The sequence below is a fragment of the Uliginosibacterium gangwonense DSM 18521 genome (assembly GCF_000373965.1).
GTDB lineage: Bacteria > Pseudomonadota > Gammaproteobacteria > Burkholderiales > Rhodocyclaceae > Uliginosibacterium > Uliginosibacterium gangwonense.
Map to the genome: position 1 here is coordinate 111,844 of NZ_KB892865.1, position 12,275 is coordinate 124,118.

Here is a 12,275-nt window from a genome sequence, read left to right on the forward strand (position 1 = left end):
AATCAGCCGCCACAGCCTCCGCAACCGCCACCACATCCCCCGCCGCACCCGCCGCCGCCAGAGTCACCTCCACCGGAATCCCCCCCGCCGCCACCTCCATCGCTACCAGAACCCACATAGCGTGGAAACAGGCGATCCCGGAACGCGAATGCATTGCCGGGCAACAGCTCCAGGCCGAACAGTGCCGCCAGCAGCACGGCGTCGGTATTGGCGCCGCCAAATTGCAGGCGGTGAGCATGGTCACGCAGCGAACGCAGATTGCGCGTGAGCTGTTCGAGCGTGGCGCTACCGTGCGCAGTTAAGCGCGGAGAGACTTTGCCGCACAGAAACAGCACGGAGATCACGGCCAGGATCACCAGGAACCAGATGTTGTGGTGCCCGTGGTTCCAAGCGTAGTAAATCCGCGCACCCGCCAGGATCAACAGCCCCCAGAACAGCGGACGGATGATACGCCGACGCACGCTACGCACATCGTCACTACAAATCATGCCAAGCGTTTCAAGCTCGCGCTCATAGACATGGGCCGCCGCCATGACCTGGGAATCCTGCTGAAGCTGCGCCAAATTTTTCCAATCCGAACTGCATGCGGCCAAAATCGCCTGCTCCAAGGCACGGCGGGCATTGGCAGCCAGTTTGAGATTGGTTTTGACCGTGCCTGCATTCTCGCTGAGCAGACTACGGTCGACCAGGGAAAACACGGCAACGCGAATGGCTTCCTCTGCACCCGCACGCAAGGCAGCAACCCGATACGGGTCTTCGGCAAAACGCACGGAGCGGATAGGTTTTTGCTCAGCCGCGCGAATCTGGAAAGCGGCCCATTTGTTGGCCAAGAACCCAATGACCGCGTAGAGCAGGAGAAAAACCGGCCCACTCATAACGCCTCCGCAGCATTCAGGCTTGCCAACAGATAGGCAGCCAAGGCTGAAAGTTGCAGCAGCACACGGCTGCCTTGCCCCACTTCCAACGATTGCTGCTCACGTACTTGCGAAAGAACCTCCACTGCGCTCACAAACCCGGGGTTTTGCGAGGCTTGAGCCACCTTGATCAAGGCATCGCGGGGGCTCATGTCCACAGTCTCACCCTGCAGATCCAGCAAGGCCAAGGCGGCAGAGCGCAGAGGCGAGGCGGCTTCCGAAATCACGGGCCCCAGTTGCTCTTCACGCAGGCTGAGCATGGCATACCGCTCGCGTAGCCGGATACTCAGGTTGAGCAGCACCTCACGGGTACGGCGGCGCAGCTCGGCCTTGTCGATCACCAGGGAAGCAAAAGGATCATTGCCCCACAGCATACGGTGGCGAGCCTTGATGTCATTGAATTTCACCGCAAACAGACGCGCTGCTTCAGGCAGTTCATCGCGCAACAGGAACATGACTGAAGCGCGGATCGCGGAGTGGCATACCCGCAACGCGGAACGGAATTCATCCACGCGGGCTTGCTCGAAATCGGCCAGATACACGATCAGGTTAACATCCGACTGCTGGCGCATGCGGCCCTCTGCCGCCGAGCCGAACAGGATGACGGACAGCAGATCCTCGCCAAACGCACGTTGGGCTTCCTGCACAAATTCGTCCAACACTGCATTGAGCGTGCTGGTTTCCACAATCACCATGCTTACCCCCTTATCGGTCATGATTATTAGTGTGTTTCTTTCTCCCCACTATCATACGGGACAAAGCATGACGATCCTGCTTACGCAGATCGGGTGAGCGCGGCTGTCTGGCAGACAGGCGCCAAACGGCAGGCAACAAAAAAGGGCCTAGCGGCCCTTTCCTTTTGATACAACTGGTACCGAAATTACTTCAGCACGGCAGCAATCGCATCCGCCACATAGTCGATGTTCTTGGTATTGAGCGCGGCCAGGCAGATGCGGCCCGTCGACACGGCATAAATACCGAACTCGGTCTTCAAACGCTCCACTTGGGCGGCGGTGAGGCCGGTGTAGGAGAACATGCCACGCTGCTTGACCACAAAGCCGAAGTCCTGCGCTGTGCCACGGGCAGCCAGCTTCTCGACAAGGCTAGTGCGCATTTCACGGATGCGCACGCGCATCCCGGCCAGCTCGTCTTCCCACATCTTGCGCAATTCAGGTGAGGCCAGCACCGCCGCCACCACCGCGCCACCATGGGTCGGCGGGTTGGAGTAGTTGGTGCGCACCACGCGCTTGACTTGCGACATCACGCGGGCCGACTCTTCCTTGGCACTGGTGACGATGGTCAGCGCACCCACCCGCTCACCATACAGCGAGAAGGACTTGGAGAAGGAACTGGAGATGAAGAATTGCAGGCCCGAGGCGGCGAAGGCGCGCACGGCCACGGCATCCGCATCAATCCCTTCGGCAAAGCCCTGATAGGCCATATCCAGGAAGGGGATCAGGCCGCGTTCCTTGCACACCGCAACCACTTCAGCCCACTGCGCGTCGCTCATATCAGCGCCGGTCGGGTTGTGGCAGCAGGCATGCAGAATGATGATCGAACCCGCTGGCAGGGCAGCCAGGAAGCTCTTCATGGCAGCAAAGTTCACGCCACGGGTGGCCGGATCGTAGTACGGGTAGTTTTCCACCACGAAACCGGCAGACTCAAACAACGCACGGTGGTTTTCCCAGCTCGGGTCAGAGATATAGACCTTGGCAGCGGGCAACAGGCGCTTGAGGTAATCTGCCCCCACTTTCAGCGCACCCGTACCGCCCAGCGCTTCCACCGTCAACGTGCGGCCTTCGGCAATCAGCGCGGAATCCTTGCCGAACAACAACGCAGCCACTGCGTTGTTATAGGCAGCCAAACCCTCGATCGGCTGATAGCCACGGGCGGGTGCAGCTTCCAGGCGGGTCTTTTCGGCGGTTTTCACAGCGGCCAACAGGGGAATCTTGCCTTCGTCGGTAAAGTACACGCCAACGCCCAGATTGACTTTGGTGCTGCGAGTATCGGCAGCAAAAGCTTCATTCAGACCCAGGATCGGATCGCGGGGGGCCATTTCGACGGCAGCAAATATCGACGAACTCATGAGTGCTCCAGTGCTAGGGAAGAAATGCGTTACACCGCTGTCGCAGTGAAACAGGAAATGCGGAATAATCAACGATTGGCTGGCTCAGTCGGTTGACCTTGCTGCCAAACCTTTCGAGATTGGAATTTTAGCATGTACGACACCGCATCTTCCCCCCAGATCGTCTGCTTTGAGGGCAGCCCCTTCCGGCTGCACCAACCTTTCCCTCCCGCAGGGGATCAGCCGACCGCAATCAAGCTGCTCAGCGAAGGGATCGAAGACGGGCTGATGTTCCAGACCCTGCTGGGCGTCACCGGCTCGGGTAAAACCTACACCATGGCCAATGTGATTGCCCGCATGGGCCGCCCGGCCATTGTGTTGGCACCCAACAAGACCTTGGCTGCGCAGCTTTATGCCGAATTCCGCGAGTTTTTCCCCGAAAACGCGGTCGAATACTTCGTCTCCTACTACGATTACTACCAGCCGGAAGCCTATGTGCCCTCGCGCGACCTATTCATCGAGAAGGATTCCTCGATCAATGAACACATTGAGCAGATGCGGCTTTCTGCCACCAAGAGCCTGCTGGAGCGGCGCGATGTGGTGATCGTCGCCACCGTCTCCTGCATCTACGGGATCGGTGACCCGGTCGACTACCACAGCATGATCCTGCATCTGCGCGAAGGCGAGAAGATGGCCCAGCGCGACGTACTGCAACGCCTGGTCGGCATGCAGTACGAACGCAACGACGTGGACTTCCAGCGTGGCACCTTCCGCGTGCGTGGCGATGTAATCGACGTTTTCCCTGCGGAAAGTGCCGAGCTGGCGCTGCGTGTAGAGCTGTTCGACGATGAAATCGAACACCTCACGCTCTTCGACCCGCTCACCGGCCACCTCAAGCAAAAACTCGGGCGTTTCACGGTATTCCCCTCCAGCCACTATGTCACCCCGCGTGCCACGGTGATGAAGGCCATTGAGGCGATCAAAGAGGAGCTGCGCGACCGCATCGAGTTCTACCAGCGCAACAACAAGCTCGTTGAAGCCCAACGCGTCGAACAGCGCACCCGCTTCGACCTGGAAATGCTCTCCGAACTCGGCTTCTGCAAGGGCATCGAGAACTATTCCCGCCACCTCTCCGGGCGCATGCCGGGGGACCCGCCGCCCACGCTGATCGACTATATGCCACCGGATTCACTGATGTTTGTCGACGAATCCCACGTGGCCATCCCGCAGGTCGGTGGCATGTTCAAGGGTGATCAGGCACGCAAGCTCAACCTTGTGGAATACGGTTTCCGCCTGCCCTCGGCAGCAGACAATCGACCGCTCAAATTCGACGAGTTTGAGCGCCTCATGCCGCAGACCGTGTTCGTCTCCGCCACTCCTTCCACCTACGAGGAACAACATCAGGGCCAAGTCGTCGAACAGGTAGTGCGCCCCACAGGCTTGGTCGACCCGATTGTAGATGTCCGGCCGGCCATCACCCAGGTGGATGACGTGCTCATGGAAATCCGCAAGCGCATCGCGGTGCAGGAGCGCATCCTGGTCACCGTGCTCACCAAGCGCATGGCCGAGGACCTCACCAATTACCTAGTGGAGAACGGCATCCGCGCACGCTATCTGCATAGCGACATCGATACGGTGGAGCGCGTGGAAATCATCCGCGACCTGCGCCTGGGCGAATTCGATGTGCTCATCGGCATCAACCTGCTGCGCGAGGGGCTGGACATCCCGGAGGTCTCGCTGGTCGCCATTCTGGACGCGGACAAGGAAGGCTTCCTGCGTTCGGTACGCTCACTGATCCAGACCATAGGACGTGCCGCCCGCCACCTGCATGGCACTGCCATTCTATATGCCGACCGCATCACGGATTCTATGCGCGCCGCCATGGATGAAACCGAACGGCGCCGTAACAAGCAGATTGCCTTCAATGAAGCCAATGGCATCACTCCGAAATCGGTGCACAAACGCATCAAGGACATCATCGATGGCGTCTATCAGGATGATGCCAATCCACGCCTGGGCCGTGTCGCCACCGAACCGGGCAAGGATTACGCCCTGATGGACGAAAAGGCCCTGGCCCGCACCATCAAGCAACTGGAAAAGGATATGCAGGAATATGCCAAAAACCTGGAGTTCGAAAAAGCTGCCGCTGCACGCGATGAACTTTTCAAGCTGCGCCAGCGCGCTTTCGGGGCGGACCACCATTAAGAAGCCGTAACAAAATGGTTCTGGCGTTGTTACGCCGCCTTGCCGTACTACTTGTACTGTCTGCGTTGGCGCGCCTAGCCAGAACCGTTGCACTCCATTTTGTTACAACTTCTAAGCCCTGCACATGAAAAAGGTACTCTTCGTATGCGGTAAAAACCGCTGGCGCAGCCCTACAGCAGAGCAAATCTTCGCCGATCATCCCTGCATCGTCTGCAACTCTGCCGGGCTCAGTCACGATGCAGACAATCCCTTGACGAGTGAGCGGGTGGCCTGGGCGGATCTTATCTTCGTGATGGAAAAAGCCCAGCGCAGCAGGCTCAACAAGCAGTTCAAACACGCATTGCACGGCCAGCGCGTGATCTGCCTGGATATTCCATACGATTACACCTACATGGACCCGGCGCTGATCGGGCTGCTCAAAGCCCGCATCACGCCCAAACTATAGAATTCGCCCACCCGGCCTGCTCACCAGTTGCCGGATGACATCCGCCAAGGCCGTCACCGTCTGGTCATAGCACAGGGTTTCGCTCCCAAAAATCAGGTAGAGCGGCGTCTGGCGCACCTGCTGAGCAGCCATTGGCAGGCGCTTAAGCTCACCTCGCGCCAACAAGGATTCTATGCGTGCCAAGGGCAACCAGCCATAGCCCACGCCATGACAAACAGCCTCGATAGCGGCCTCAATGGTCGTAAAAGACCACAGCGCCCGTTTATGACGCATTTCTGTGCGTTGCTGGGCACGATCCGCCATGGCCACCAGGGGGTATTGCTCCAGTTGCGCAGCGGTGAGCGGCCCCTCAAGGCCATGCAGGGGATGATCCGGGTGGGCGACCGCAACAAAATCCATGTTCATCAGGAAATTCCCCATGCGTGCAGCCTCCTGCTTCAGCGCCACAATATAGAGGTCCGCCTCCTGCTGGGCTAACAACTGCTCACTCTCGGTGCGCAGCACCTCGGTGACATGAACCTGCACCTGCGGATAGGCCTGCTGAAACGCCCTGAGCGCAGCAAACAGCACACTTTTGGGAAAGACGGTATCAACAATCAAGGCCAGATTCGCACGCACCCCTGCCTTCAGCCCGTGGGCCCGAAATTCCAGTTGGCGGAAACTGGCTAACAGCGGCTGTGCCTGCGCCAACATCAGGCGCCCCGCTTCGGTAAGCTCCGCCTTGCGCCCAACGATCTGGAGTAACTCCATCCCCAAGCGTTCCTGCAAGGCATTGAGCGCGTAACTCACCGCAGACTGGCTGCGATTCAGGCGCTCGGCGGCACGGGTAAAACTGCCTTCATCCACAACTGTTTGCAGCACAAACCATTGTTCAAACGTGGTGGCAGGGAGTTCGCTAGGCATTGTTGGAGCACCTTAATTAATCAGAAAAACAGATGTTTTTCATCCAAAACTAGCCGCATTTTATCTAAAAATATCTTATATTATTCAAGCCAGACCTTCTTTTTATTGGAGATTTTCATGGCTGGTTTCGACAAGCACGATCTGAGCGGTTTTGTGGGCAAACACCTCGTCTACACCTATGACAATGGCTGGAATTACGAGATCTACATCAAGAACGATCACACCATCGATTACCGCATCCACAGTGGCATCGTGGCCAACCGCTGGGTGAAGGACCAGCGCGTGTTCATCGCCCGCGTGGGTGCAGAAATCTACAAGATTTCCTGGACCGAACCCACCGGTACGGATGTCAGCCTGATCGCCAACTTGCAGGACATGATCTACCACGGCACCATCTTCTTCCCGCGTTGGGTCATCAACGACCCGAAGAAAACAGTGTGCTTCCAGAATGAACATATTCCACAAATGGAAGCTTACCGTGAAGCAGGCCCGGTCTACCCGACCGAGGTAATTGATGAGTTTGCTACCATTACCTTCGTGCGCACCTGTGCACAAAACGACGATAGCATCATCAACTGCCCGGCCAGCGAACTACCCGCCGATTTCCCGCGTAATCTTGCCAACAAAACCTAAATCTGCAAGGCTTGCCAAAGAGGAGGGATTCCCCTTCACAGGAGACAATTCATGACGCATCTATCATCACGCCACGCCGTGCAGCGCGCAGCCCTGGGCACACTTGCAGCGCTGGCATGCTATGCCGCCCAAGCCGCCTCTGCAAAGCCTCAGGAAGCCTGTGCAGCTCTGCTCTCAGCCAGTGCGCCCAACGTCAGGATCGACGTGGCTGAATACCTTGCCAGCGGCCAGGGGGCACAGGATGCCCAGAGCGCGCTGACAGGGGCCAGCGGGGGCAATTCAGCCCTGCCCGCACATTGCCGGGTCCAGGGGATCATTGAAGCGCGTACCGGGGCCGACGGAAAGCCCTATGGCATCAACTTCGAGCTGCGTATGCCAGACGATTGGCAAGGGCGCTTCATCTTCCAGGGCGGCGGCGGTCTGGATGGGTTCCTGGCACCAGCGCTCGGCAAGATCCCCGTGCGGGGCGCCACCGCCAACCCTGCGCTTACGCGTGGCTATGCCGTGGTTTCGATGGATGGCGGCCACCAAGGGCTGGGACCGGAATTTGCACACGATCAGCAAGCACGCCTGGATTACGCCTATGCTGCGATCGGCAAAGTCACCACACAGGCCAAACGCCTGATCAACAGTTATTATGTCGCAGCCCCCAAGCATTCGTATTTCATGGGTTGTTCCAACGGCGGGCGTGAAGCCATGCTGGCCGCCCAGCGCTACCCTACCGAATTCGATGGCGTAGTAGCGGGCAATGCCGGTTTCCACTTGAGCCGCGCAGCCGTTGCCGAAGCCTGGGATACCCAAGCCTTCATGAGCATCGCCCCCAAGGATGCCAAAGGCCTACCCGTATTAGCCCAGGCATTTTCCGAGGCTGATCTTGCCTTGGTCAGCAAGGCCGTCCTCAAGGCCTGTGATAAGCTCGATGGCATTGAAGACGGGCTGATCAACAACTATCACGCCTGCCACTTCAAGCCCGAAGTGCTGCAATGTAAGGCCGGACGGACTTCCGATTGCCTGCAACAGCAGCAGGTTGCCGTGCTGAAAAAAATCTTTGACGGCGCCCATGACAGCCGTGGCGATGCACTCTACAGCAGCTGGCCTTACGACGCAGGCATTTCCTCCACAGGCTGGCGGGCCTGGAAGCTGGGTTCCTCCGCTGACGGAGCCAAACCTGATGCGCGGAATGTGGTGCTGGGTTCGGGTTCGCTCTCCGAATACTATATGACGCCACCGGTCAAAGGTTTCGACACACTGAAATTCGATTTTGACAAAGACATGGGCAGGATCGCCGAAATCGGTGCCCTGAACGATGCCACCTCCACCTATCTGAATACGTTTGAAGCGCGTGGTGGCAAGCTGCTGGTATTTCATGGCCTGTCGGACCCGGTGTTTTCTGCCAACGACATCATGCGCTGGTATGAGGCCGTGCAGCAGAATACTGACGCGGGTGATGCCAGCCAACTCAAACAATGGGCCCGACTCTTCATGGTGCCCGGCATGACCCACTGCGGCGAAGGCCCGGCGCTGGAGGACTTTGATCCCTTGGCAGCCATTCAGGCCTGGGTCGAGCAGGGTCAGGCCCCGGCCTACATGGCTGCCAAAGGCAAGCGCTTCCCCGGCAAAGAACAGCCTCTATGCCCCTACCCGCAAACTGCACAATATATGGGTGGCGATGCAAATAGCATCAACGCATATCGCTGTGTTGCGCCCTGAAATAGCCTGACTGAGAATCCTCCGGCTGCCTTGCGCAGCCAGAGGATTGCATCACAAAAAAACAATCCCCAGCACCGCAGCAGCGGCCAACCACCACAGGGGATTAAAGCGCAAAAAGTAGCTGGTCGCCGCCGTGGCAATTGTAATGGCATATAGTAGCCATTCTTGACCATTCAGGCTTGCCAGCACCCCGCTACTGCCCAACACCAAGCCAACGGTAATCGGGGCCAGCGCCATTTCCAAAGCCTTACGCCAAGGCGAATCAGCAAAGCGATACCATAGCTTGCCAGCCTGAAACGCCAGCAGGGAAGATGGCAAACAGATGCCTACAGTGCAGACCAATGCGCCCGGTATACCCGCCACCTTCCAGCCGATCAGGCTGACGATCAACACATTAGGCCCAGGTGCAACCTGCCCAATCGCAAACAGCGAGGCAAATTCTGCACCATTCATCCAATGACCGACATCCACCACCTGACGATGGATTTCCGGCAGCAGTGAGCTGGCCCCGCCCACTGCCATCAGGGAATACAGAGCAAAACGCCAGAACAATTCCCACAAGCCTGGGCGATTCATCGCGCTTTCTCCTTGTAGATCGAGTACCACGCCAGCGCCACGGAAACCGGCCCCAGCACCAACAGTATCCAGAGCAAAGGCAGGCGCAGCCACCAGATCGCAAGCAGGGTCACAAGCGCCACGGCGGGCGCCCATCGCGGACTTTTGCGCAAGCGGCTGGCCAGCTTCAGCCCCATTGCCAACATCAAACCTGCCGCACCCGCAGCCATGGCACTCAAGGCATGTTGCAGGTGGGCCGAATGGGCCATATGCCCATATAACGTGGCCAGGCTCAGGGCAATGATGAGAGGGGCAAAGAGCAAGCCCAGGATTGCCGCCAGTGCGCCACGCCAGCCATGGAAACGAGCCCCCAATACAATGCTCAGATTCCCCACGTTCGGCCCCGGCAGACATTGCCCCAGGCCAAGCAGTTCGAGGAACTCCTGCTCGCTCACCCATTGCAGCTGCTCGACCAGAATGCGCCGGGCGTGGGGCAAAGCCCCGCCGAAGCTACTGATGCCGATACGGAAAAAGCCCGTAAACAAACCGAGCAGGCTGGGTACGATAAGGCTGGGCGAAGATGATTCGTTGGTATCCATGCCCGCAATTCTACGTTGCAGCAGAGAAACCTATAGTATTCTTAATGGTGAAATTGTTGCTTTGGTGCACGGCATGCACCACACAGACACGCATACAGGAATTTCAAACAATGAAAATAACCAGCATCTCGCTCATAGTGCTGTCAATCGGCTTGGGAATACCCGCCGCCCATGCAGCGGACACCCTGGACTGTAATAATGCCATGACCCAGGGTGACATGAACGAATGCGCATACCGTGATCTGAAGCATGAAGACCAGGCCCTGAATGCAGCCTACAACGCCTATCGCGCGCGCCTGAGTGCCAAGCAGAAAGAGCAGTTGAAAACGGTGCAACTGGCCTGGATCAAATACCGGGATCTGGCCTGCGATTACGACTCCTCCGGGGTGGAAGGTGGATCGGTACGCCCCATGATCTACGCGCAATGCATAACCCGGCGCACCCACCAGCGCCTTGAAGAGATCAAGGCGCTGGCTGACTGCAAGGACGGCGATCTGAGCTGCCCGACCCCAGGTGAATGATCAGGGCTTGGGCGCAGGCGTCGGCTTCACGTAAGCCGCCAACGCTGGCACAGCACGCCCCATGGCTTCAGCCACCAGGCGCCCAAGCGCATACGATCCATCAAGATTGAAGTGAGTCTTGTCCGGGATGGTCTGGCCATTCATGTCTTTCTTGGTGGCCCCCAGCTTGTTGGCTTCAGTCTCACCCAACTTCTCAAAGTAATCCTGGCTGATCTGGTGCAGGTCGATCAGCGGAACATTCATCTCGGCAGCCACCGCTTTCATGGCTGCCACATGCCCCATGAGATCGTCATGAATCTTGCCATCCGCTTCAAAATACCGTCGGGCAATCGGCGTCACCAGGATCGGCTTGATGCCTGCGGCACGGGCCTCACTCACGTAACGGCGTAAATTGGCCGGATACTCGGTCGCCAGATCGGTTTCTCGGTCTGCGTGAGCCTTGCTTTGCACATCGTTGTGGCCAAACTGGATCAACATCCAATCGGGCTTTGGCGTTTGCGCCCTCTCCCACAGCCCTTCTTGGCGATAAGTCTTGGTGCTGGCGCCCCCTTTGGCCCGGTTCACGCAATCGACACGGGCGTCCAGATTGGCACAGAAGCCGCTTCCATAGCCCTGGCGCTCAGTCTGAGTCGAGTCCCCCACCAGGGTCACACGCACACCCGGTTTTTCAGCCGGGGGGCTGGCGCATGCCATGCACAAGGCCAGTGGCGCCCACATGGCGATCAGTCGTTTCAGGTTCAGCATGCAACAACACTCCACGAAATAAACCGTACGCCAGTGTATCCCCCTTCGCGCATTGAAGCTTGATCGCCATTGCGGTCTTGCCTCTGGCTCACCCAAAAAAATGGGCGCCCATCGGCGCCCGAGCAATACACGCGCAGCAGATACCCCACCCGTGCGCGTAGCAGCCAGAATCAGAAGCTATAGGTCGCCGTTGCCAGCAAACGGGTTCCGCTGACCTTTGTGCCATGTCCATCCGCATCAAAGAAGGTCCACAACGGCGTACCGTTCTTGGAGGCTTTGCCACTGTTATAGCTGACAGCCCCGGCAAACGCCCAGCGATCCAGCGTCCAGGTAGCGCCTACCTTGGCGTCATAATAATTATAGGCGGACAGGTGGCGCAGTTGCTGCGCGCCAGCATGCAGATTGAGTGCAACCCCCTTGGCAATTTCCGGGTTCCAGTTGGTTTCGATATAGGTGGTGCCGCGCGTGCTACGCCGTTCCCCGCTGTAGGGATCAGCTGCGAAACCAAACCAGTACTGGCTGGCAGCAACCCAACCGGTAACATTGAAGGTTCCCTTGTTGTAGGCCAGCTTGACCTCCTGAGTGTGGTAGCGGATCGTCTTGTCGCCCACACTCGCTTTGGCCCCCGGATACCAGTAACTCACAACCCCTGCATCAATATTGCTATCTTCGCCCAGGGTATAGCGATAGCCACCGTACAGATCCAGCTCAGAACCACTGCCATTAGGGTAGGCCGCATTCGAGACCCCGGAACCGAAGGTGCCTACATAAAACCCGCTGGCATGGTCAAACTCCAGCGATGCTTGCATGGTTGGCTTGTGCTGCGTCTGCGAGATCCCCCGGAAAATGTAGTCGCTGACCAGACTCATGTTACCAACCGTGGTCCAGCTCGGGGCAGGTGCTGCAGGCGCGTCCGCTGCATGGACTTGCGTGCTCACCGCCAGTGCAAGAAGGGAGAGGAGATATTGATGCTTCATGATA

13 protein-coding genes are annotated in these 12,275 nt (G+C 58.2%); 5 read left to right on the plus strand and 8 right to left on the minus strand.

Annotated elements, in window-relative coordinates; all coding sequences use genetic code 11:
- Positions 1-2: 2 nt before the first annotated feature.
- The 3 genes from B145_RS0119335 to B145_RS0119345 form a co-directional block, all read right to left on the minus strand.
- Complete coding sequence (locus B145_RS0119335; protein ID WP_018609587.1) at positions 3-875, minus strand: TIGR04222 domain-containing membrane protein; 873 nt, start codon at positions 873-875, stop codon at positions 3-5.
- The gene (locus tag B145_RS27755) at positions 872-1,609 is read right to left on the minus strand and encodes a nucleotidyltransferase domain-containing protein (RefSeq protein WP_157288528.1); all 738 of its coding nucleotides are present in this window, start codon (positions 1,607-1,609) and stop codon (positions 872-874) included. The genes B145_RS0119335 and B145_RS27755 overlap by 4 nt, the downstream gene beginning before the upstream one ends.
- Positions 1,610-1,794: 185 nt before the next feature.
- Entirely contained in the window at positions 1,795-3,000 is a 1,206-nt protein-coding gene (locus tag B145_RS0119345) for an amino acid aminotransferase (protein ID WP_018609589.1), read from the minus strand.
- A 132-nt stretch (positions 3,001-3,132) separates the two neighbouring features.
- Between B145_RS0119345 and uvrB the strand changes: the two genes are divergently transcribed.
- Together uvrB and B145_RS0119355 are read left to right on the plus strand one after the other, a co-directional pair.
- On the plus strand, positions 3,133-5,184 hold the full coding sequence (gene uvrB, locus B145_RS0119350; protein WP_018609590.1) for an excinuclease ABC subunit UvrB: 2,052 nt from the start codon (positions 3,133-3,135) through the stop codon (positions 5,182-5,184).
- A 124-nt stretch (positions 5,185-5,308) separates the two neighbouring features.
- Entirely contained in the window at positions 5,309-5,629 is a 321-nt protein-coding gene (locus B145_RS0119355) for a low molecular weight protein tyrosine phosphatase family protein (RefSeq protein ID WP_018609591.1), read from the plus strand.
- Here B145_RS0119355 and B145_RS0119360 read toward each other — a convergent pair.
- Entirely contained in the window at positions 5,624-6,532 is a 909-nt protein-coding gene (locus B145_RS0119360) for a LysR family transcriptional regulator (RefSeq protein WP_018609592.1), read from the minus strand. The genes B145_RS0119355 and B145_RS0119360 overlap by 6 nt on opposite strands.
- A 117-nt stretch (positions 6,533-6,649) precedes the next feature.
- Here B145_RS0119360 and B145_RS0119365 point away from each other — a divergent pair, with 117 nt between their 5' ends.
- Together B145_RS0119365 and B145_RS0119370 are read left to right on the plus strand one after the other, a co-directional pair.
- On the plus strand, positions 6,650-7,165 hold the full coding sequence (locus B145_RS0119365) for a phenolic acid decarboxylase (RefSeq protein WP_018609593.1): 516 nt from the start codon (positions 6,650-6,652) through the stop codon (positions 7,163-7,165).
- Positions 7,166-7,216: 51 nt separating this feature from the next.
- Positions 7,217-8,875 carry a tannase/feruloyl esterase family alpha/beta hydrolase gene (locus tag B145_RS0119370; RefSeq protein WP_018609594.1) on the plus strand — a complete coding sequence of 553 codons (1,659 nt, stop codon included), beginning with the start codon at positions 7,217-7,219 and terminating at the stop codon, positions 8,873-8,875.
- A gap of 51 nt (positions 8,876-8,926) precedes the next feature.
- Here the strand turns inward: B145_RS0119370 and B145_RS0119375 are convergent, their stop codons facing one another.
- Entirely contained in the window at positions 8,927-9,451 is a 525-nt protein-coding gene (locus B145_RS0119375; RefSeq protein WP_018609595.1) for a chromate transporter, read from the minus strand.
- Positions 9,448-10,029 (minus strand): chromate transporter, encoded by a 582-nt coding sequence (locus B145_RS0119380; protein ID WP_018609597.1) that lies wholly within the window; start codon positions 10,027-10,029, stop codon positions 9,448-9,450. Before B145_RS0119380 ends, B145_RS0119375 begins: the two co-directional genes overlap by 4 nt.
- A gap of 110 nt (positions 10,030-10,139) precedes the next feature.
- On the opposite strand from B145_RS0119380, the gene B145_RS0119385 reads away from it, so the two are divergent.
- Complete coding sequence (locus B145_RS0119385; RefSeq protein WP_018609600.1) at positions 10,140-10,550, plus strand: lysozyme inhibitor LprI family protein; 411 nt, start codon at positions 10,140-10,142, stop codon at positions 10,548-10,550.
- Here the strand turns inward: B145_RS0119385 and B145_RS26370 are convergent, their stop codons facing one another.
- Both B145_RS26370 and B145_RS0119395 read right to left on the minus strand, forming a co-directional pair.
- Positions 10,551-11,294 (minus strand): rhamnogalacturonan acetylesterase, encoded by a 744-nt coding sequence (locus B145_RS26370; protein WP_018609602.1) that lies wholly within the window; start codon positions 11,292-11,294, stop codon positions 10,551-10,553. It lies immediately after the preceding gene.
- A gap of 170 nt (positions 11,295-11,464) precedes the next feature.
- On the minus strand, positions 11,465-12,271 hold the full coding sequence (locus B145_RS0119395) for a TorF family putative porin (protein ID WP_018609604.1): 807 nt from the start codon (positions 12,269-12,271) through the stop codon (positions 11,465-11,467).
- Between the last annotated feature and the right edge of the window lie 4 nt (positions 12,272-12,275).

Excerpts from the sequence above, each read along its gene's own strand:
- B145_RS0119335 (WP_018609587.1), bottom strand. The coding sequence starts at position 875 with ATGAGTGGGCCGGTTTTTCTCCTGCTCTACGCGGTCATTGGGTTCTTG.
- B145_RS27755 (WP_157288528.1), bottom strand. The coding sequence starts at position 1,609 with ATGGTGATTGTGGAAACCAGCACGCTCAATGCAGTGTTGGACGAATTT.
- B145_RS0119345 (WP_018609589.1), bottom strand. The coding sequence starts at position 3,000 with ATGAGTTCGTCGATATTTGCTGCCGTCGAAATGGCCCCCCGCGATCCG.
- uvrB (WP_018609590.1), top strand. The coding sequence starts at position 3,133 with ATGTACGACACCGCATCTTCCCCCCAGATCGTCTGCTTTGAGGGCAGC.
- B145_RS0119355 (WP_018609591.1), top strand. The coding sequence starts at position 5,309 with ATGAAAAAGGTACTCTTCGTATGCGGTAAAAACCGCTGGCGCAGCCCT.
- B145_RS0119360 (WP_018609592.1), bottom strand. The coding sequence starts at position 6,532 with ATGCCTAGCGAACTCCCTGCCACCACGTTTGAACAATGGTTTGTGCTG.
- B145_RS0119365 (WP_018609593.1), top strand. The coding sequence starts at position 6,650 with ATGGCTGGTTTCGACAAGCACGATCTGAGCGGTTTTGTGGGCAAACAC.
- B145_RS0119370 (WP_018609594.1), top strand. The coding sequence starts at position 7,217 with ATGACGCATCTATCATCACGCCACGCCGTGCAGCGCGCAGCCCTGGGC.
- B145_RS0119375 (WP_018609595.1), bottom strand. The coding sequence starts at position 9,451 with ATGAATCGCCCAGGCTTGTGGGAATTGTTCTGGCGTTTTGCTCTGTAT.
- B145_RS0119380 (WP_018609597.1), bottom strand. The coding sequence starts at position 10,029 with ATGGATACCAACGAATCATCTTCGCCCAGCCTTATCGTACCCAGCCTG.
- B145_RS0119385 (WP_018609600.1), top strand. The coding sequence starts at position 10,140 with ATGAAAATAACCAGCATCTCGCTCATAGTGCTGTCAATCGGCTTGGGA.
- B145_RS26370 (WP_018609602.1), bottom strand. The coding sequence starts at position 11,294 with ATGCTGAACCTGAAACGACTGATCGCCATGTGGGCGCCACTGGCCTTG.
- B145_RS0119395 (WP_018609604.1), bottom strand. The coding sequence starts at position 12,271 with ATGAAGCATCAATATCTCCTCTCCCTTCTTGCACTGGCGGTGAGCACG.